The 22,150-nt window shown below is 46.3% G+C and carries 19 protein-coding genes; all 19 read right to left on the reverse strand.

The window, feature by feature from the left end; translation table 11 throughout:
- Positions 1–43 precede the first annotated feature (43 nt).
- A complete protein-coding gene (locus tag FW758_RS06740) occupies positions 44–1,093 on the reverse strand; it encodes a rod shape-determining protein (protein WP_006083256.1) in 1,050 nt (349 codons plus the stop codon).
- A 340-nt stretch (positions 1,094–1,433) separates the two neighbouring features.
- Entirely contained in the window at positions 1,434–6,065 is a 4,632-nt protein-coding gene (locus FW758_RS06745) for a DUF6701 domain-containing protein (RefSeq protein ID WP_446444978.1), read from the reverse strand.
- Positions 6,055–6,534, reverse strand: coding sequence for an MSHA biogenesis protein MshP (locus tag FW758_RS06750; protein WP_446444979.1), 480 nt, complete (start codon positions 6,532–6,534; stop codon positions 6,055–6,057). The genes FW758_RS06745 and FW758_RS06750 overlap by 11 nt, the downstream gene beginning before the upstream one ends.
- On the reverse strand, positions 6,524–7,372 hold the full coding sequence (locus FW758_RS06755; protein WP_446444980.1) for a PilW family protein: 849 nt from the start codon (positions 7,370–7,372) through the stop codon (positions 6,524–6,526). Before FW758_RS06755 ends, FW758_RS06750 begins: the two co-directional genes overlap by 11 nt.
- The gene (locus tag FW758_RS06760) at positions 7,372–7,926 is read right to left on the reverse strand and encodes a type IV pilus modification PilV family protein (RefSeq protein ID WP_427614749.1); all 555 of its coding nucleotides are present in this window, start codon (positions 7,924–7,926) and stop codon (positions 7,372–7,374) included. The genes FW758_RS06755 and FW758_RS06760 overlap by 1 nt, the downstream gene beginning before the upstream one ends.
- Positions 7,916–8,413, reverse strand: coding sequence for a type II secretion system protein (locus FW758_RS06765; RefSeq protein ID WP_446444981.1), 498 nt, complete (start codon positions 8,411–8,413; stop codon positions 7,916–7,918). The genes FW758_RS06760 and FW758_RS06765 overlap by 11 nt, the downstream gene beginning before the upstream one ends.
- A 170-nt stretch (positions 8,414–8,583) precedes the next feature.
- On the reverse strand, positions 8,584–9,102 hold the full coding sequence (locus tag FW758_RS06770; RefSeq protein WP_011847939.1) for a prepilin-type N-terminal cleavage/methylation domain-containing protein: 519 nt from the start codon (positions 9,100–9,102) through the stop codon (positions 8,584–8,586).
- A 111-nt stretch (positions 9,103–9,213) separates the two neighbouring features.
- Positions 9,214–9,831 carry a prepilin-type N-terminal cleavage/methylation domain-containing protein gene (locus FW758_RS06775; RefSeq protein ID WP_311989109.1) on the reverse strand — a complete coding sequence of 206 codons (618 nt, stop codon included), beginning with the start codon at positions 9,829–9,831 and terminating at the stop codon, positions 9,214–9,216.
- A gap of 75 nt (positions 9,832–9,906) precedes the next feature.
- Positions 9,907–10,401, reverse strand: coding sequence for an MSHA biogenesis protein MshF (locus FW758_RS06780; protein ID WP_446444982.1), 495 nt, complete (start codon positions 10,399–10,401; stop codon positions 9,907–9,909).
- Positions 10,402–10,451: 50 nt separating this feature from the next.
- Entirely contained in the window at positions 10,452–11,672 is a 1,221-nt protein-coding gene (locus tag FW758_RS06785; RefSeq protein ID WP_012586663.1) for a type II secretion system F family protein, read from the reverse strand.
- Between the two features lie 2 nt (positions 11,673–11,674).
- Complete coding sequence (locus FW758_RS06790) at positions 11,675–13,435, reverse strand: GspE/PulE family protein (RefSeq protein WP_220591875.1); 1,761 nt, start codon at positions 13,433–13,435, stop codon at positions 11,675–11,677.
- Positions 13,432–14,778, reverse strand: a complete 1,347-nt coding sequence (locus FW758_RS06795) for a tetratricopeptide repeat protein (protein WP_446444983.1) — start codon at positions 14,776–14,778, stop codon at positions 13,432–13,434. Before FW758_RS06795 ends, FW758_RS06790 begins: the two co-directional genes overlap by 4 nt.
- Positions 14,775–15,683, reverse strand: a complete 909-nt coding sequence (locus tag FW758_RS06800; protein ID WP_011847945.1) for an ExeA family protein — start codon at positions 15,681–15,683, stop codon at positions 14,775–14,777. The genes FW758_RS06795 and FW758_RS06800 overlap by 4 nt, the downstream gene beginning before the upstream one ends.
- A gap of 6 nt (positions 15,684–15,689) precedes the next feature.
- On the reverse strand, positions 15,690–17,369 hold the full coding sequence (mshL, locus tag FW758_RS06805) for a pilus (MSHA type) biogenesis protein MshL (protein WP_006083270.1): 1,680 nt from the start codon (positions 17,367–17,369) through the stop codon (positions 15,690–15,692).
- 14 nt (positions 17,370–17,383) lie between these two features.
- Positions 17,384–17,704 carry an MSHA biogenesis protein MshK gene (locus tag FW758_RS06810; RefSeq protein ID WP_446444984.1) on the reverse strand — a complete coding sequence of 107 codons (321 nt, stop codon included), beginning with the start codon at positions 17,702–17,704 and terminating at the stop codon, positions 17,384–17,386.
- A complete protein-coding gene (locus FW758_RS06815; protein WP_259511413.1) occupies positions 17,691–18,341 on the reverse strand; it encodes an MSHA biogenesis protein MshJ in 651 nt (216 codons plus the stop codon). Before FW758_RS06815 ends, FW758_RS06810 begins: the two co-directional genes overlap by 14 nt.
- Entirely contained in the window at positions 18,338–18,940 is a 603-nt protein-coding gene (locus FW758_RS06820; RefSeq protein ID WP_446444985.1) for a fimbrial assembly protein, read from the reverse strand. The genes FW758_RS06815 and FW758_RS06820 overlap by 4 nt, the downstream gene beginning before the upstream one ends.
- Complete coding sequence (locus tag FW758_RS06825; protein WP_006087056.1) at positions 18,937–19,815, reverse strand: hypothetical protein; 879 nt, start codon at positions 19,813–19,815, stop codon at positions 18,937–18,939. Before FW758_RS06825 ends, FW758_RS06820 begins: the two co-directional genes overlap by 4 nt.
- A gap of 245 nt (positions 19,816–20,060) precedes the next feature.
- The gene (csrD, locus tag FW758_RS06830) at positions 20,061–22,004 is read right to left on the reverse strand and encodes an RNase E specificity factor CsrD (RefSeq protein ID WP_446444986.1); all 1,944 of its coding nucleotides are present in this window, start codon (positions 22,002–22,004) and stop codon (positions 20,061–20,063) included.
- Positions 22,005–22,150: the final 146 nt, after the last annotated feature.

Consider the following 22,150-nt stretch of genomic DNA (forward strand, 5'->3'; position numbering starts at 1 on the left):
GGAAAGCTAAGGCGGTGATTAACCGCCCTATACCGAAGTTAAATTAGGTTTCTTCGGAGAACAGATCGCCGCCGTGCATATCAATCATTTCGAGGGCTTTACCACCGCCACGTGCTACGCAGGTCAATGGATCGTCCGCCACCATTACTGGAATTCCGGTTTCTTGCATTAATAAACGGTCTAAATCACGCAATAACGCACCACCGCCAGTTAACACCATACCGCGCTCAGAAATATCTGACGCTAATTCCGGTGGAGATTGTTCTAACGCCACCATCACAGCACTTACGATGCCAGATAATGGCTCTTGTAAAGCTTCTAAAATTTCGTTGCTGTTCAGTGTAAAGCTACGAGGTACACCTTCAGCCAAGTTACGGCCGCGGACTTCAATCTCTAGCACTTCATCGCCAGGATAAGCTGTACCGATAGTGTGCTTGATACGCTCAGCCGTGGCCTCACCAATTAAGCTACCGTAGTTACGGCGAACATAGTTGATGATTGCATCATCAAACTTATCACCACCGATACGGACTGAAGACGAATACACTACGCCATTGAGCGAAATAATCGCGACTTCAGTAGTACCACCACCGATGTCCACCACCATAGAACCCGTCGCTTCAGATACAGGTAAACCCGCACCAATCGCAGCAGCCATAGGTTCTTCAATCAAATACACTTCGCGAGCACCAGCGCCCATGGCTGATTCACGGATCGCACGGCGTTCAACTTGAGTGGCGCCAACTGGCACACACACTAGAACCCGTGGACTTGGACGAAAAAAGCTATTGTTGTGCACTTGTTTGATAAAGTGCTGCAGCATTTTCTCCGTCACATAAAAGTCAGCTATTACTCCGTCCTTCATTGGGCGGATAGCTTGGATATTGCCAGGCGTTCTGCCGAGCATTTGTTTAGCTTCTGTGCCGACCGCGGCAACAGATTTCTGACCGGAGCCACCACGCTCACCACGTATAGCAACAACAGAAGGCTCATTGAGCACTATGCCTTCGCCACGAACATAAATTAATGTGTTAGCTGTACCCAAATCGATCGATAGATCATTAGAAAAAATGCCGCGTAGCTTCTTAAACATGTAACTAGCCTGTATTCTGTGGAGTCAGAAGAAAAGAAAAATCAGCTAACTTTATCAATGCCACCCTGATTCCACAAGACCGAGGAGGTTAACAATCGCTAATGAAGTGATTTTTTTTCAAATCGTCCTCTAAAAAACAGTATTTAAGCGGAAAATACTGTTTATTGACGAAAATATCGACAACTAAAAACGAAGAAACATACAAACTAACAACAAATGTCAAACTCAGAAATTGCATTTAAAATCTGTCGCTAGGGTTTCAATCGACCTTCAATAAATGAAACTGATGCGCATTTCATACGAAAGGCTCAGCTCGATTCAATAGCTGAGATAACTCAGATTAGTTTACCTCACGCCAATAGATAATTTTGTCATGCCCTCGGTAGCGACCAAAATACGCACTTGCCCGCGGATCAGTAAGATCTGTTGGTGATACACCATTCCAATTCCAGTACCATTCTAGCCATGTCGGCACATCCAAGGGCGCAGTCACTTGACCGCGGTATGGCGCACCACTTGAGGTGACCGCTTGCCAGAGCAACACAAATTGGCCAGCTTGGAACGTTAATGTACCGCCAGAACGAGTAACACTTTGCCCCGCCACTAAGTCGGGATCAAAGTTGTAGCCAAGGCCAGCATTGTCTACCTGCGAACCCAAACCATACACTGCGGTGGTGCAGCTATCGTTGGTATTCAATACCCAACTGCTACCATTCCAATATTCAGCCCGAGTCGGCATACGCAGTATTTCAGTTTCAGGACCATAGGTGTTATCCATCACCACACGGCCATGACGATATTTCTGTTGGTTAGCGGATAATACAACTGCATCACAATTGCTACCGACACTGCAGTCGCCAAGGGTGGCAGCATTCATATTGGGTGTTGCTACTGAACTCACATTACCGTCATTATCAAATACTTTAATCCCCAACAGCATTTGTTCATAGGGACCATCAACTTCACCACCTACTAAAGCAGGGAGGCGCGAGAAATGAGGTTGATAATCTATGTTAGCCTCACCTATCACCCAAGAACTCGATTGCAAAGGTACAACCACGTCATTTAATCGTGCCTGCATATCATTACCATCATCATTATTTTCCCCCACCAGCAATCCCGATGCCTTAGCAAAACTGCCACGATAATTTTCTGTCACAACGCCAGCGATATTTAGCGCTTTAAGATTAAATGCCACTGCAAAATTTTGATCCATATAACTAAAGCTATTGCTACATGCAGGCATTACGCTCGATGCGTTCACCCCAAAGCGGTCAGGAACAAATCGGCCTATGTTGGTACTCTTTGCCAGTGGTATTGAGTAAAAACTTGATCCCAAGTAACTCGCGGGCGGCGCAGCACTAAAGGTAAATACCCCCACCTCACTGATACTTTGAACGACTGTATTGAGATTATTTGTCGCGGCCACTTGATCGTAACTGGCAATACCTACTTCGCCCTGAGCACCGGGACTTGGCGCCACCAGTTGGCTCGACAACGCAATACCGGATTGAACGTAATTGGGCGTGCTTGGGTTATCGCAATAATTACTGTCGTTATCAATAACCCAGGCTTTTGCAGCAATCTGCAAATTAAAACTCTCACCGGCTTTTTTATATACAGCGCAACTAACGTCTCCCGCTGGGCACAAAGCACCGCTGTCTTTGGGCGTGATACACAGGCCAACAGGAAAACTGACGAAGGGATCGCTACCTATCATCACCAGCCCTTCATCGGGTGTGCCAGCAACACCGGTATATTTGGCGTTTAGCTCAACTTTACCAGCGTCGCTATAATTGACCGCTATCGTTGCTTTACCGCTGGCATCAAAGGTTAAATTCTGGGAAGAAGGTGACGCACTCGAACCACTGATAGAAGTTGAGTTAACGCTAACGGCTGTTGGGGTAAACATAGATGCAGCGACAGGCGAAATATATTGACTCCATAAATCGACCCTTTTAGTTTGACCAGCGAACGTCGGCACGCACTCTAGGTTGTCATTTGACTTTCTGACCGCAGATATAGTCGCATTTTGCGCTTTATTGGCCAGTTTATCCGGCATATCAATTAAAAAGCCGCTATCGGCAAATGACAGAGTACAAGCCGCGGTTGATAACGCGCCAGCGCCACTGCGGCACAAGGTATTACTACCGGGGACGGTGGCAGGATTTGAACTCGATACTCCGATTGTTACTGGGGTGGTGACATTATGGCGTAAATCAACAGAGGCGATTCCGTTGATGAAACTGACATTACTGACACTGCTACCACTTTGGTACCAACCGCCATTAGTAGCAGGACTCAATGACAATTGCGCACTAACTGGGTCAGTAAACGGGGTACAAGGAGTGTTTCCATCAGCACACGCTTTGATCTGCATCGGCTCTGCTTTACATGTGAGCGGCGATGACGAATAAGCAAATTCAAAATGATGTACTTGTAAGCCAATAGGTTTGGATTTTATTGCACAAACTTTAAAATTATCGATTTCGTGGTTGTTATTGGCGCCGCCGGTAGAACCAGTAAAAGACAGATAAAAATCAGCAGGAACAGAATCTTGACCTGATATAGCTCTAGCATTAAATCGAGGGACAAGTACCTGATATCCATTACCATCACGCACATCTCTGTCTAACGATACCCAAGCTTGACCCGTGCTGGTTGAATCAACTTTAATCCGATACTTATGATTTGGTGCCGCGGTTGTCGTACTACGAACATCAATTCTTGGATTCAAATTCGCGGCGGTACCAGCCAAATATTTATAATTTGCCGACACAGAACCACGCAATGTTACCGATTGTGATCTAAATCCAGGGCCACCGTTCTTCCCCTCATTCGGATTGGAAAAATTACCATACTCATCTAAACCAACGCCAATCCAACCTCCCGCAAAGCCCGGCGTACCATCATCACGTTGTGCATATCCGAGTGAACCACCAAAGCTGCCAGGTTGCGGTGTAACAGAAGCATCCGATAAAATAACCGCAACCCCATCACCTCCCGTTCCAGATGTAGGTGACCAAGCATAATAATCAAACTCTATCGTGACTAGATTGCCTTCAGCAGGAAATAACCGCTGGTAAGTGCTAGCAGTGGCCTGATTACCCAATGCTGGCGTTATTCTTAGTCGTCCCCCGTTGATAGCCGGCGGAGTAGAAGAACCCAGCACTTTCGTTGCCCAATCGTTGCCTAAGCTGCTGCGGGAAAAGTCATCAGTAAAACACTCTTCAACTGGCGCTACTTTCTCAAGCGCAACAAAGCCATAGTCTTCAGCAAGATGACTACGGTCATTATCGCCATAGGTATCTTCGTCGTTCACCATGCTGACTTGAGTTGCACTCAAATTACAGCGTCTTAACCAGCCACCATCGCCACCTCGACGAGAATTTTTCCCCGCGACTAAAGTCGGGGGATTAACAAATCCAGTCAAACTCGTGTTGTAGGCACATTGCTCAGCCAGCGTTTTAGTATTCCCCCCGCCAGTGTGGGTAAGTGCAGTACCGAATTGATAGTGAACATCCTCACCATTCAGTATGACTGTGCCAACACTGGATTTTACCGCTAAATAACCAATCGTTTCTGATTGTAAACTTTGCAGATTACCTGGTTTACATTGACCCCCAGAGCGAACTTCAGAGGTATCTAAATTAAGTTGAATACCACTCGAATTTAGCTGTGCCACGCTTGTCAGCCAACAGGTAGAATTATTACGCGTCTGCAACTGATTCAATACGACATTCAGTGAGGTATTAAGCGGCACACTCGTCCACGCAGAATTACTCATGTTCAATGCATTAACAGTAGAGATTCTACCTGCCTCAAGTTGACTGCCATCGGATAAAACATGAGAACCTGCCGTCACAGCAATCCAATGCACTTCCGGCATACTATTCGAAGCAATATAGCGGTTTGAAGGACTCGTTGGCTCACTTTGCACCCAAGTAAATCCGGTATTAGTCACAGATGACACAAAGGTTGATGCAGGTCCATCGTTGCTAGTATTCGCCGTTGATATTGTCGGCATAAGGAAAATAAGTGGTTTCACGCCAACAGGGAAAGCATTGGCAAATGTCACTGAAGTTGTGGTCGCCTTACCAAACTGTAATTGCAGCGGTGCAACAGGTAAATCTTCATTAATACTGCCACTACTCATAACTAAATAACGACTCGTGACACGACCATTGATAATCGAGTTATCATTAATAGTTAATGTTGCATCGCTATAAACTCGTCCATTGAGTAAAGTGCCACTATTTAGCTGAATATCGCTATAACCGAAAATAAGGGCAGAAGCCGTATTATTTTCATTAAATTTACTGCCATTAAACGCAAATTTCTGTTTAGTAAAAATGCGGACATTACCTTGCAAAATCACCTTAGCATTTTGGTTCAAGGTAAAACTATCTACCCAATAGTCCCCCTCGGGTAAAACGAGCGTCGCGCCCCCACCAATAGCGATAGTATTGAATCGATACTCATTTTGAGTAGCCGATAAAGTCAGAGTACAAGCAGAATAAAGCGAAACATTGTCAAACTGACTTTGGCCATTACTACCAAGCGTTAATTGCTCGCCACTATTACAATAACCATAACCGCCACCAGTTCCACTACTCGATAAAAAAGCATTGCTCCCAGTTAATTTTAACCCTCGAATATCACTGCCATCGATAGTACATTTTCGCACTCCACCAGAACCGTTATCACAACTGTTATTAGCAAGCCCGCTACCATCGTTACTCGAACAATAATCTAATGCAGCACCACCAGTACCATTAATAATGCCATTACCGTTTATCATCAGCTGTGGCGATGATATCTGATGGCACACGTTAGAGTTATCGCCATGATGCCCTTGAGCAACCTTGGCAAAAATAACACTCTGGTCAATAGGGTCGAATGCCATCACAGCAGAAGGGAAACTCAAGATAAGTACTGCTAATATGGCACGATGAAAAAGATTAATTCCCACGGGCTTCTACCTCAACTTTTCGGCTGACGCGAGTCTCACCGCTTTCACATACCGCTTTACTGCTGATTCGATATTGAATGACTGTGTCTACCGCATATGCTGTACAAGTCAACGTCACACTACAGGCATGAAAACCAGTTACATCGGGCGGCGTCCAAACATCTGATGCTAAACACGTTCCGACGTTACCATTCAATGGAAACAACTTAGCCAGCGCGGCATCGGCGCCACTGTTTGCAGCGGCAAAAGCACGCGTCCCCCATACTTCTTGGGTGAGCCCAACATCACCGTCTTCCACAATATTGATCAGTGCCGATGCCAGCAGAAACATCACGGTAATCACAAACACGCCAATGATTAACGCACTGCCACGCTGCCGCACAGGCAGAGCGTAAAATTTTGATCTTGATAATGATGATCTGGATACTGAGTTACGCCCTACCGAGCGACTATGTGAATTAAGGAACATTGATCACCTGCACTTGATGTCGATATTGGAACGTCTCACCATTAACATTAAATCTTGGCCGCAAGTGCACCATAGCATTATTGACTAGACTCGATGGCGTTAAGATCAACGGCAAGTCATTACCATTATCGAGACGATTCGCCACACCTTGCGCCATTAGCACGCCCGTGCCCATAGTGGCAGGATTTGGCTGAACACCATTAAAGTTATAACCAGCATAACGCACTATTTGCAAATCATTACCGCTTGTCCCCTTTTCAAAGCAATAGCTCACAGGACTCGACCCCAAATAGATCCTTTGTCGTGGTGATGCTTCGGCAAAACGTGTTGGCGCAGTAAAAGTCAGTGTCACTTGATTACCCGAGATAGCAATCGTTTTAACCTGTGCCCGTTTTTGTCTCGCGCTACTATACACATCGGCATCAACCAAGGGATAGATCCAAGCGAATTGATTCACGCGAATCGCACTCGCGGTATTATCTAGAATAACTATCCCAGTACTCGCAGCAGCTGCGGGGATAATTGGCATAGTGAGATAAGTCGTGCTGGCTTCGATAGGCACAAACTCGATACATTGATAGGTCAGCGAATCGGTATTAACTCGCACACTATTAGGCAAAGCATTACGCAGCTCACGGGTCATTCGCTCAACGGCAAAACGACTCTGGCTTAGTACTTGATCGACTGAACTCGACTCAACAAAAATCCGCGTACCAAAAATAATAAAACTACTCACCCCGACCACAAGAATCCCCAGAATCAAGATAACTGTGACCATCTCGACTAAGGTAAAACCCCGTTTGGATGTTTGCATACGCTTTGCTGAAAAAGAGCCCATTAGTAATTGCTCCTTACCAGATTGTAAGTGATCACTTCATTGTCCGGCGTCGTCACATTAATGGTCACTAGCTTAGTATTGGGCGCAGGCCCATAGGCGACAGTGACACTTAATTGATAGTTAGGATAAGCAGCGGCATAGGTTTGGGTTGAGTTGAGCATAGTCGCTGTTTCATTTAAGCCGTTGTAATCGTCCACATCGTTAAAGTCGTTACGACTCTCACCCACCTCAGGGCCTAAGGACGTTGAACAATTGCTTCCTAGCGGACTACCACAGGCCGGCGTTCCACCATTGGCATTAGTGTTTTGATCGTAACGCTTGCCCCAGATTTCATTCATCACCGAATGGGCAAGCTCAGCACTGCGTACTCTATGTAAGGTGCTGGCCGCACGATCAGCTTGGGGAAATAACATACTGGTTAGCATCACTATCGCAATGGCAATCACCAGCATGCCAATCACTAATTCGATAAGGGTAAAACCCTGCTGTGGTTTGGCTTTTTTGGATGCTTTTATTGATGCTTTGCCCAATAGCAGCCGAGGATTAATTCGCATAAATATAGCCCTCGGAGGAGACATTAATCATCACAGTGTCATTAGCAATCACATTAATGCATGGCCCATTACAAGCCAACGAAGGTCTACCATTGATATCGAAATCTAGGCTGAAGTTGCTGCTGTTAGTACTGTTAGGGCTTACTAGCACTAATTGAGCACCACCTTGAAAAGCTTGGGTATAAAGCGGGTTTGGCGATAATTCAGTACCAGAACAAGCTGCCCCATTTCGGGCAGAGAATTGACTCACTTGATAACCAGTGCCAGAAACAGTTACACGAAAACACCTGTCAGTATTATTGAGCGCTTTTTGCTGTACTTGACGCAGCTCGCTAATGAACTCATTGCGCAAGCTATAGGCACTGTAGGAAGACTTAGTAAACAGGCGAGGCAGTACAACCACAGCAAGAATTGAAATCAAGATGATGGTCGTCACTAATTCGACTAAGGTAAATCCGGCCTGTTTTGACATAGATAAGTTAAGCATCGCTCGGGTTAATTGCTGATTTCAAGTGCTAAGTTCAGTTTCTGCCAACGGTATGATTAACGCAAATAAATGTCGGTAAATTCTTGGCGGACTCATTTTTAAAATCCTGTAAGAACCGCATTTTACCTAAAAAAAAGGCCTGCTAGGCAGGCCTATTCACATAAATTAAATTAACAAGCTGAAGCGTTTGGTGTTGCTGTAAAAGCTGGTGCAGAGGTCGATGTAGCAGGTGTGTATTGAATAAAACACGCAGATGGAGCACCATTTTGCCAGAATTTAACCGTACCGCTATCTGAGAAAAGAACCCAATCAGAGTTATTAGTTGAGGCTGCGCTACCAGTAGTAATATCCGCAGCTATAGTTTCAATACTAATATCCAACGCTCTTGGAAAATTAGTTGCAGTATCATCCATATAACCCAAAATAGTTGACACATCATCAGTGGTAGCGGTTGTCCCAGCAATGTCAACCAATGTAGCCGTTGTAGATTTTTCTACTCCAGCCAGTGCAGCCTTTGAATAAACTAAAGTATTAGCACCTTGGATTGAGGCTTTTAGGCCATTCAAAGCAGAAACACGCGCATCACCTTGCAGGTTAATAAACTTAGGTGCCGCTGTGACAGCAAGAATACCTAAGATAATGATCACTACGACTAATTCAATTAAGGTAAAACCTTGTTGTCTTTTCATATCAAACTACCTTTCTTTATCAGTGAGTACTCGTGTGAGTACTAATTAAGTTAAGTCACTTCTGAACTAAGTTACTTAAAACATGAACAAAATAAAACTGTTAATTACAGCCTATGGCACAAATGGCGTTTGGGTAAAGCTTAGCACTTTACCTGTGCCTGGGTTATACACTATTCCTTTCGCACCAGCTGTTGATAAATCCGGTGTAGGAGTGGGTACGCCAGTTGTTTGATCTAGCACCAGTGAAGCCACTTGGTGATAAACACATAAATCTAAACCAGCAACGACAGTACCTGTAATCGAATTAGCGCTACCACCTGCGCCATCAATAACGCGCACGGTATAACGTTGATTACGCGCATCTTGAGTGTAGAGTACATTACGAGGAGCGCTCTGCAGCACGGTATTAAATACTTGTTGGCAACTCGCATCCGTCATAGCAGTCACATCCGTCACTGAAGTTCCCGTTGGATAACCAAAACGAGGATCGAGCGAAACTGACGTACCATCTAAGATCACACTGCTATTTTGGCGCCCATCGACTTCCCACTGCGAACGTACAAAGCTAACGGCAGTCGATAAACCACCGGCCACGCCGTCAACACTGGCGTCTTCAGCATCATCGGTGACATTTAAGAATCGTGGGATCGCGGTTGCGGCGAGTAGCCCTAAAATCACAATCACAATCACAAGCTCTATTAATGAGAAACCTGTTTGCTTAGTTTTCATATATATGCCCCATACTTAAGAAATTTTATTCTAACAGCTAAATCAATTTTAAAAAGCCTTTGAGTTAACAATATTTTAGGGTGCAGTCAAAAAAATGACCCTGCCAGAGTTCAGTTGATAGCCTAAACTATCGCCATTGTGCGACCGATAGTGACAGCTGTTATCCTTAACTAAATAATCAGCAACCAGCCCTGCGTTATCCACTTCGGCACCCATAAGTTGCTGCCACAAATCTTGGCAACCTTGGCCGTTTAACTGTTTAGGTTGTGGCCATCCTAAACTATTGATATCAACGACACTAAACTCAGTGTCTTTGGATATGTTGTCAAACGCCTCCCAATTCAACTGCATCTGCGGCGGCTTGCCCAAAGATAGCCATTGGGAGCGCACCATCACCAGCACATTTAAGAAACGTGCATGATCGACTTCTAATCCACGGGCAGCGATTTGCGGTAAGGTAAAAAAGTACTTAGCACCAATCACCGCCATGATAACCAACACTAACCCTATGGTTATCATACGCCCATAGATGCGTAATAGATCGCTTTCTGCCTTTTGCTGAGTCTGCATTTAACCTCAGCCCCACACATAAGATAGAAGATAAACATTATCCATATCGATTATTTACCGCCCTTGACCACATTAAGCATATCCCACATGGGCAGGTATATCCCTAAGGCCAACACGAGTACAATCACGGCCACAAAACCGATCAGAATAGGCTCCAATTTAGCGGTGAGGTTCTTTAAATCATAGTCTACTTCGCCCTCATAGAAGTCTGCCGCATCATTGAGTAATTGATCGATTTGCCCCGTCTCTTCACCCACTGCCACCATTTGCAGCACTAATGGCGTAAATAACTTACTCTGATTCGATACCCTCAACATAGAGTCACCAGACTCAATCCCACGGCGCATACCGACTATTTTGTCGTGCATATAGGCATTATCTACCGCATCAGCCACTAAACTTAGGGCTTGTGTCATAGGCACGCCAGCGCTCAGCATCATAGAGAAACTGCGACAATAACGGGCTAACGTCGAGCGCTCGATAATCGATCCTACGGCAGGGATGTGTAACTTCCACTTATCCCACTGTTTCTCGCCCTTTTCCGTATGGTGCCAATAACGGATGCCAATGATAGTGCCAATCAGCGCCACCAACATCAGCGCCCAATAATTCACAAACAGATTCGATGTACCTATCAGCACTTTTGTCGCCCACGGCAAGTCGGCGCCAAAGCGGGAAAACATCTCGGCGAACTTAGGGATCACCATGATATTGAGGATCACCATAGCGAGTGCAATCGAAATCAAGACAAACATGGGATAACGCATGGCCGATTTAATTCGTCGCCGCGTTTCCTGCTCACGCTCGATATAACCCGAAAGCTGAATAAAGGCATCCTCTAACTTACCGGTGTTTTCTCCCACGTGCACCATAGAAACAAACAAGGAATCAAATACATCGGGATGTTGATTCATGGATGATGACAAGGGCCGTCCTGCGGTGAGCTGCTCAGAAATATCGTTGAGCGCATCTTTCATCCGCTGGGAATGTGCCGTTTCAGACAACCCCGCAATCGCCCGTAAAATCGGGATGCCAGAACGAGTCAGAGAATACATTTGCCGAGTAAAGATCTGTAATTCTTCTAACGCAACTTTTCCACCAAACAGCTGGGTCAGTGAGAATGACTTAACCACTTTAGCGACTTTGACTTCGAGGGGAATAATACCCCGCGCCAATAGCATGTCAGCGGCAGCACTTTCCGACGCGGCATCCAACTGCCCCGTAACGGATTGACCTTGACCACTGCGTCCACGGTATTGATAAATCGGCATAATTACGCCTCAACGCCTTGTTGGCTAATAATATCCTTCGACAAAGGTATCTGAGATTCACTCACGTCCTCTACCAGCTTAGCTACCTCTTCAATGGTCGTCATGCCTTCGCTCAAATATTGCAACGCTGACTCGGCGAGTGGGGTGAAGTTAGGGCTCTGCAACGCGGCTCTGGCAAAATCCTGCGGATTACCGGTACGCATCGCATCGATCATCTTCTCATCCAACTCGAGGATTTCAAAAATACCGATACGCCCACGATAACCGCTGCCGTTACAACTCTGGCAGCCGGTACCAATTCTAAAGTTCGCATGGCTAAAATCTTTATGGCTCACACTACTCAGCCAGGCTTTTTCCTGCGGTGTCGGCTGATACTCAACGCCACAGTTATGGCAAACGCGGCGCACTAAACGCTGGGCAATAATCACCCTCAAGGCACTGGCGACCAAATAACTGGCGGCGCCCATATCGAGCAAACGCAGTGCACTGGTGACCGCATCGTTGGTATGCAAGGTCGATAGCACAAAGTGACCCGTTAATGCGCCCCTTAAACCAATCTCAACGGTTTCTTGGTCACGCATTTCCCCGACCATGATAATATCGGGATCTTGACGCAAGGTGGTGCGCAATACGTTGGAAAAGTCTAAGCCAATCTTATGGTTAACTTGAACTTGGTTGATCCGCGGCAATTGATACTCGACCGGATCTTCCACCGTAATGATCTTACGGTCGGCGGTATTGAGCTCGCTCAAAATACCGTACAAAGTGGTGGTTTTACCGCTACCCGTGGGACCAGTAACCAACAACATGCCGTGGGGACGTTTAATCTGTTTACGAATACGCGCCAAAATAGCAGGCGGCATACCGGTTTCGTTTAGGGTCAATAAACCCGCCGATTGGTCGAGTAACCGCATTACCACAGATTCGCCGTGGTAAATCGGCATAGTCGACATACGCACATCGATATGGTGACCTTTGATTTCCATGTGGAAACGGCCATCCTGCGGCAAACGTTTTTCAGAAATATCGAGTCCTGCCATCAACTTAAGTCGCAATACTAAAGCTGCGGCAATATTAACTTCATTCAGAATCGTTTCGTGTAACTGACCATCGATACGCTGGCGAATACGTAGGGCTTTATCACCGGGTTCTATATGGATATCCGAGGCGCGCATTTGCACCGCATCCTCAAAAATCGACTGCAGCAACTTAACCACAGTGGTTTCGTTGTCACTGTCGCCAGAAGTCAGACTGGCTAAATCGAACATCTCATCGGCGGCGTATTCTTCTTCGAGCTTACCGGCGATCTGAGCAATTTGATCTGTACGGCGATATAAGTTATCAAACGCTTGCAGCAGTTGCTGCTCGGGCGCTACCGCTAACTTCAAACGCTTAGGTGCGATAAGCATTTCGAGGTGATCGAGCGCCTGCAAATCGGCAGGATCACTCATAGCTACCAGTACGCTATCGCCCCTGTCTTCAACCGCTAAAGCGCGGAAACGTCGGGCTTGCACCTCAGGAATCAGATGCACGACTTCCGCTGGGATTGGCATTTTACTGATATCGAGCAAAGGCACATTCAATTGTTGCGACAAGAACTGCAGCAACTGATGCTCTGTAATCGATTGCAGATCAATGAGGGTACGACCCAGTTTTTTGCCCGTATTACGCTGCTCGCCTAACGCCTGTTGCAACTGCGCTTCGGTAATAATGGCTTCTTGAACTAACAGATCGCCCAAACGCATTTTTAATCTGGGTTTCATTGGCTATCTCCTAGCTGAGTCAAACGTTGTTCGATAAAGGCACTCGCCTGCGCCGATAAGCCTCTGTGGCCTAATGCAGTCCGATAGGCTTGGCGTGCTTGGGAGAATTGCTGCTGCGAATCAAGCGCATAAGCTAGTCCCATCCACCATTTAGCCTGTTGGGGTTCTTGTTGTAATAACTGCCTGTAGGCTTGTTCCGACACGGAAAACTGCCCTAGCTTTTGCGCCAGATCCGATTGTGCCATCCACTTTTGTCTCGCCAGCGGATGCGTATCAGGTATGTTGGCTAACGTCGCTAATGCGAGATCAGCCTGACCAGCGGCTTGCTGAACCCGAGCGAGCAATAAGGCAAAGTCTAATTGCTGCGGGAATAACAGCATACCTTGCTGCAACACTTCGCTGGCTTTGGCTAATTGACCTTGACCATAATGCAGCGCAGCCAATTGCTTGCGCGCTTCGTGCATACTGGGATCAAAGCCTAATGTTTGCTCATAGTAACTAATGGCCTCTTTGAGCTTGCCATCCCTTTCGGCCTCACTCGCTAACGTAAACCGCTTCTTTGCTAGCTGCTTTGGGGTTAACTTCACCTCAGTAATCGCCATTTGCCCTTGTTCTTTGGGCGCGAGTTGATTAGTGCCTGCATCAGCGTCGTTAAGCCCATTACTCGCGTTACCTTCATTATCGGCGGCAACACTGGCCCGCTCCGACATCATTAATGCAGAGGGCGCGGCTACAGTGACCTCGGCGCTACGCACACTCGATGTCGCACGATTTGGCTGTGAATGGCTTGGCTCGCTTACCGTATCGACCTTGTCATCTGCGAGTGCAAGGCTCACGTCTGCTTGTGGTTTTTGTTGGGGTTGCGACTGAGACTGAGACTGAGCTTGTTGCTCAGGTTCAGCCTCTTTTGCGGTTCCCAATTCTGGTGCCTGACTCGATGCCACTTCGCTGGCACTTGGTTCAAACTCTTCACTATTCGCTGTCATCGCTGCCGCAATCTTCTGTGTCGTCGCAAGCTTCAATGGTTCAGCAGCGGCATCGACGTTAGGTGCAGATTCGTTTGAGACAAGACTCTCCATCCGCACAGACTCAGTTTGGGCGGTTAATGTATGTTGTTCCTGCGCTTGAGCTGAAGCTGTCGCTTCTGCAGGCTCTGCCATGAAAAATTGCCAGCCATAAACCGTGCCGCCACCGAATAGCAGTGACAAACCACAGAGCAGCAGCCAGTGAGATGATGAACGCCTGCGAGCTAAATATTGCACCTGCGGCTGAGCCACATTGCTGAGTTCATGCCCCTGCTGACGTTTGTCGAGATCCTGCAACATCTTGTTGATCACGCTCATACAACACTCCTCAAAACGTGTTGTAATCCCAAACCGAACACCACAGTTATCAGAGTGAAAAAAGGCAGCCATTTCCACGACAATAATCGGCGCACGCTCGCATCTTCAGTGTCTTGAATCGCTGCTTTAACGTGGGAGGTTTGCACACGCGTAGCACCCTCGCCGAAACTCAGTAACAAGGCTTTGTGGGCAAGAATATTGATCAATCTGGGGATCCCTCGGGACGCATAGGCAATCTGACGTGTTTCCCGTGATGTAAAGAGTGGTTCGCCCGCACGCCCTGCTATGGCTAATCTGTGACGAATATAAGCATCGGTTTCATCCCATGTCAGTGGGCGAAGGTTGTAGCTAAAAGTAATACGTTGTCTTAATTGCCTGAATTCTTGGCGTTTAAGTCTTTCATCAAGTTCGGGTTGCCCAAATAACACCACCTGCAATAACTTACGCGTCTCGGTTTCGAGATTAGTGAATAACCGCAGCGCCTCTAAACTGTCGTCCGGCAATGCCTGCGCTTCATCGAGCACTAATACGATGGCGTGACCATGGGCGCTCAAAGCTAAAAGCTGCTGCTGGATAAGCCCAGTGAGCTGCTGCTGGTCGATATTGCTGGCGTATTTAAGGCCTAACTCACTCGCCACCGCCCAGCGTAACTCTGCAGGCGTAAGGTAAGGATTGGGTAGATAGGCGCAATGGAACTTAGTCGGTAATTCATTGATAAGCTTGCGGCAAATCAGAGTTTTACCTGTCCCCACCTCCCCTGTCACCTTGATAAAACCTTCACCCGTTTGTAGCGCAGTTTGCAACACTTGCAGGGCTTCTACGTGTGGCGATAGGCCGAAAAAAAATCCGGTATTGGGTGTCAATGAAAATGGGGCTTGGTTTAAGCCAAAATGCTTCTGATACATAGAAGCTTACTTTGTCTCCGGATACCAACGATCTAATAAGGTCTTAGAACGTTGTAGCTCAGTTTTCCAGGTATCGACGCCAACTACCGTAGGTTTTAACAGAATAATCAGCTCAGTTTTCTTCTTTTGCTTGCTGCGGTTTTTAAACAATTCCCCGAGGAAAGGAATATCACCCAACAAAGGCACTTGCGAGACGACTTCGGTATTTTCGCTCTTCATCAAGCCACCTATGATGACTACGTCACCGGAAGCGGCGCGGATAACGGTATCAGACTCGCGAATTTCACTCTGCGCTAAAGGTAGCTCCAACGAAGCATCACTCACTTTGATATCTTTAGTCTGCTCTTTCACATCGATAACGGATGGATGCACGTGCAATAACACATTACCGTCACTATCAATTTGCGGCGTGACATCTAAGGCAATGCCTGAGAAAAACGGCGTGAGCTCGACTTGTGGAGTGGTCACAGGCGTTGCGCCCGCTACTGTGGTCGATGAAACGTCAGTGACAAAATACTCATCGGTACCGACTTTAATCACAGCTTTTTGGTTATTCGATGCAGTCACCCTTGGGCTAGACAATACATCCACATCGCCTTGGGTATCTAATAGATTGATCATGGTCGTAAAGTCGGAGCCTTTAATACTCAGCGAGGTCACACCACCAATCGCCGAAGTGATTTTATCGCTTAAACCAGGGCCTTTCGAAGTCCCAAAATTCACATTCGTATTGCCGACATGACCCAGCACATTCTCCCATTGGATACCTTGCTGATAGCCATCAGATAATGTGACTTCGATGATCTTAGCCTCCAAGATTACTTGGCGCTGCAGATGACTCTCGGCGGAATTTAAGAAAGTGCGAACTTGGCGTAATTCACTTGGGAAAGCACGAATGGTCACTAAACCCGCCTGCGGCGTAACCACCACTTGCCGCCCATTTCCTGTGTCACCAATAATCGCCGTCAACGTTTCTTTCAGCTCGCCCCAAAAATCAGTCTTAGTGCGCGAGCGGATAAATGTACCGTTACTGCTATCGCTGCTGCCATTGCTGCTGGAGTTGTTGCCGTTACTGCTGTTGGAATTATTATTACTCGAACCACTGTTATTTGAGTTGTTATTGTTCGAATTACTATTGGAATTATTGCTATCGGAAATGCGCCCAGAACTCACTGAGGTCACAGATAAGCCGTCGCGCTCCATATAAAGATAATTCAGCGGGAAAGTCTCAGTACGCATTCCAGCGGGGAACACTCTTAGAATACGCCCTTCACGGCTCACTTCGTAACCGTAGATATCTTCAACCACTTGAATTGCTTCGCTTAAAGTTACACCTTTAAGGGATAACGAAATCGTACCTTGCACATCAGGATGCACGGCAACACTCAGCGGCGTACCTTGGACTAAGCTTGGAAAAAATACTTTGGCATCCACATCATGGGCAGAGACATCGAAACGACGCTCAGTCTCCAGCGCAGGGGTTAAGCCTGACAGTAAAGCGCCCGAATTCAATTCTCGCTGAACCGCATCCGGCATAGTCGCAGGCGGTGGCGTCGTTGATGCCGTCGCCGTCGCCATTGAGGCCGCTAGTGCCGCCTTACTCGCCTCCGGCTGTGGCCTATTTGTGGTCTGACACGCCACAAGGCAAAGTGAGAGCAGAGGTGTAAAGTATTTAATCGCTTTCATCTGAGGTGTATTCCCTATCTCTCTGTTATTGCTTGAAACAATGTCAATTTCCGTCCATCGGACAGCGACACATAAGTGGGGGTAATCTTGACGATACTAAGCCCCTCAATGTTGTCGCCAACAGACAATATCTTGTTATTTATCACAGCATAAGCCGTGTTGCCTGAACTCACTATGCTATTAAGTACCATTGCCTGAGCCTGCGCTTGGCTCGCATGACCGACCACCGCAAAACCTTTACCAGGCAAGGTAGGGTCGCGCAGTGATTCAGCAGACACCATAGGGCTGCTGACCAATAACAACACACTGATAATATAAGACTTATTTAGAGACACTGATAAAGTCCTTATTAATGCTCAAGGTATAAAGTTCAATCTCTACTGTCGCTTGGGGATATTCTGCGACTTTATAGTCGAGACGCTTCCAATAAAGTTTATCAGGCATGGCCTCAACGGCTTCCACAAAGCGCAGCACAGAGAAATAATCGCCCTCTAAGCTCATACGAATACCATGGCTATACAGATTGAGTTTCTTCTCTTCACCCACAGCTAACAGGGGAATGGGCGCTATCGACATAAACTTAATTAATTTAATCCCTTGCACTTGTCCCAGTAAATTACCCAGCAGCTGTGGCATATAGTCTGCCGGCACCATATCCACCATCTGCTCATTGAGCTGGGCATCTAAGGCTTGATTTTGTTGCTCTAACAAGACTAAACGCTGTTGGTAATCTTGATTGGGATCTAAGGCTAAACGTTGCTGATACAAGTCAACCTGCTGGGCCGAAATCGCGTTTTCTTGCTCTAAGGCTTTTAGCTGTTGTGACAAGGCCACATGGGTTTTCCACAGGGACTCTAAGGGTAAATAACTCAGCATACCGACCACGGCCAGAATGGCGACTGAGATCAGCACTCGCTCACGGCGACTTAACGCATCAAACTGTTGTCCTAGTTGGGCTAACTTTTGCTTCATTGCGCGGCCTCCTCCTTGTTATCGCTCTTCAAGGTAAAGGCCAAAGGTTTATCTTCACCGCGATCCATGCTCATCGACGAGAAAGCTTGCCCCTTTAAAGTCTGCGTAGTCTTAAGTTTGCCAATCCACTGCGGAATGCTTTGGGGATGGTCGGCAAAACCTTCGAACATAAAATCTTGCTCATTAATGACAATATGACTAAGCCACACGCTCGCATCCGACACGACCGCTAAATCTTTAAGTACAGGCGCAAAACCTCGGCTGGTTAGAGAGGCCCTAAGGCTCAATTCACCCATGAGTAACTGCTTCAGCTCTAACTGTTGTGCCGCTAAATCTACTCGCGCAACGAGATCGGCATCGGGTTTACGCGCGGCAATTTGTGCTTCTAATGCCTGTTTTTGGGTATCGAATTGCAGCTTTTGCTGAGCAGCCAATTGCTGAGCCTGTTGCAGCTCACTGACTTGCCAGTAGCTATAACCGCCTAAAGCCGCAAATAGGACCAAAAATCCCGCAGCATAAGCCCCCAAACGTGCAAAGGTTAATCTTTGCTTCAGCGGAAGTAAGGAAGGAGTGTAGAGATTGACTCGGTATTTAATCACTCAGCACCTCTGGAAAATTCGGCGAAGGCTAATCCCGCCATTCGCGCGCCAACACAGCTTTTATCGATGACATTCACAGCTTGATTAAAGTTTGCCGACACTAGCTTAGCTAAAGTATCCACGGCACCATCAGCGAGAAGTTCAATAGAAGATACCGGAGCTTGCCTTAACTGGCTTTCAAAGTAATCCATAGAGCGCTGAATTTCTAAACTTAAATTGTCTGCCATGCCATAAGTTAACTCATCGGCTTGGGTCTTATCCAGCTGAGCAAATCCGCGCACACGCCGCTGCATATACAGCTGACCTTGCTTAACCACAGTCAATAACAACTCTTGCCCTGGAATATGGCTGACCACCAGACGAGCTTGGTTGTCATCACCAAATAAGTTGGTCATGGCTAACTCTTCGATACTGATACCGATAAGTTGTAAATTTTGTTCATGAATGGCCTGTACCATACTCACGAGTTTAGCTTTATCGACCACCACCACATTGATTTTATTACTGGGAATGGGTGACTCGAAATAGTCTAAATGGATTTGCGGCACAGGTAGCGTAACCATGTCTTTAATTGACCACAGCAAGGCTTGGGATAATTCGACAGTATCGACATTGGGTTTATCGGTCAGCAGTAATTGATAAAGCCCTGAAGCCAAAATCAGTTGTAACTGGGCATTAGGGAAGGATTTAGCGACGGCAGCAAACGCCGATGACCAGTGTTCATCTTTAAGCTCAAACGGTAACCACTGCTCAGCACTATCTCCTTGAGCAGGTGCGTAAACCCATAATTTATCGGCACAAACATAGACGCCAAGGCTAGTCGGATCCGTTCTTTTCTGCCAAAAGGCGAGTCGACCTATAAGACTTTTTTCCATAAAGATGCCTGTAACCAACTGAATTTAAAAGCGTGAGTAGTCTCTTATGCTTAAACTTCCTGTTACTCCACTCTCCAGTATTCCTTGCCCTATGAACTGCTTTATACCTAATTTAAACGGCAAACGTCATTATTTTGGCACTGAATAGTTTAGCTGCAAATACTCGTATTTTATAGATAAATACGTGAATAATAGGATCTATTTGTCTCTAAGACGACATTAGTCACCCAAATACCACACTTGCCTTACTTAGCTTCAATGGGTTCACTGAAATACATTCCCTGCGCTGCACCAACGCCGAGGATTTGCAGCGTCTGCCATTCTTCGAAGACTTCAACCCCTTCGGCACAAACTTGCACTTCCGTTCGATACAAACCGCCAATCAAGCTACGGATGAATAATTGGTTTTCTGGGCGTAAATGAATATGCCGCACAATCGATCTATGTAGCTTAATTAGATCAAAATGACATTCACGAATATAGTAAGTGCCAACGACCTGCTGGCCCACATGATCGACGCATAATCTCGCGCCCATTTTACGGATCATATCTAATTTAGGCTGCAACTTTTCTTGATGTTGAATAACGATATCTTCCGACACTTCGAAAATCAGTCGCGTGGTCAGATGGCGATATTCTAACAGCGTCGTTTTTAGCCATTGGGTAAAAGCTCGACTCATTAGCGAATCCAAACTCAGATTAATACTGTATATCTGTGACGCTGGTTTTTTATTTGTTTGAGTATTCTGTACGCCACCCACTAATTCATTCGACAGTAACAATAATACCCGCTCAATAATTTGCCGTTCGACTTGCGGCATTAAACCACATTTATTCGCCATTGGAATAAACAGTGTGGCACGAATTAGCGCGCCTTGATTATCCCGCGCCCGAGTAAATATCTCTTTATGGTGCTCATTACCATCTGAATCAATTATCGGCTGGCTAAAGGGGAAGAATCGCCTTTGCACTAACGCGTTTTCTAAAAAGCTGCGCCAACGCACTGAGCCTTTAGCAAACTCTTCATCAATCGCGCCTTTGTCGTACATAAACCAATTACTATTGCCCTGTAATTGTGCCGCCCTCAAAGCCATATCGGCTTCTTCAATTAACTGCGCCGCATTGTCGCCCGCGGTAAAATAAGCGCATCCGAGGTGGAAAAAGTTATCGCTATTCTCGACTTCAGGTAACGGCTGGCTCAAACATATCTTAAGCAACTTACTGGCGAATTGGTCGGCTTCAATTAACGAGATTTGCGGCACGACTATGGCAAATTGATTGTGGGAACGACGGGCAAAAATACTGTTGGCTTGGGTTTGCAGTAATTGGCTTATCGCGTTAACAGTCGAGTTTAATAACTCTTTGGTTACCGCTTCACCTTGGGATTGCTGCAGTAAATCCAGATCATCCATCTCTAATAAATAAATCACCCCATGGGCGAGCATCGCCTGATTATGACTAAGGGCGTCGAGACGGTTATTTAAGAAAAGTCGATTACCAATGCGCGTTTCCGCATCGAGAAAGGTATTAGAACGAATGAACTTGTCAAAACGACCGCGCTCTTTTTGTGCGTCTTGTAATTCTTCTAACAACTTGGTCAAAGCACGGTTAATAAGCCTTGGCTTGCCATTTCCGGGAGTCGCGAGTGCTTGCTCGTGCTTACCTTGCAGAATCAATCGACTGCGTAAGGCTAATTCTTCAATGCCATCCAATTGCTGGGAAAACCATAAATAGCCAAAACGCACTAAGGCTGCCACAGCTAACACACCGACCAACAGGATGAGGATTTCATACCAACTAAAAGTGTAATGCTCGAAGGGTTGGGTCAAGGTCAGCTGCATACGCAGACCAGATTTTGGATCTAACACATGGTCATACACCATGGCATTTTGCGTAGTGAGATTGCCTTCATAGGCAAAGATCACTTCATCTTTCAAGGTCAGCCGAAAATCAACAGCATTGTAGGCGAGCAGCATGGGCGGCAGCCAAGCCTCCAAATCCCAATCGGGTTGGTGTTGATATTGGTCCACTAACATAGTTTCGAGTTCGGCGACTTTTTGCTGCTGAAATTTATAGGTCAGCTGCACGAAACTCATCATAGCGCTAAGCAAAAATACGAAGGCAATAGCGGCTAATGACATTAACCAAAAGCTGGTTAATTTTGTAGTTAACATTCGGGTGAATTTCATCTATCCGCTATCCTGCAGGATTATTATAATTATTTGTGCGATTTTAACAGGAGTACAACAAAGTTGTCCGTTGATTATTCAGTAGCATAACCTAAAAGGCAACCAAGACGCTGTGACTTTAATGTCCACTTAAAAACAAAAAAGAG

This window comes from Shewanella sp. 1180_01, assembly GCF_052850535.1.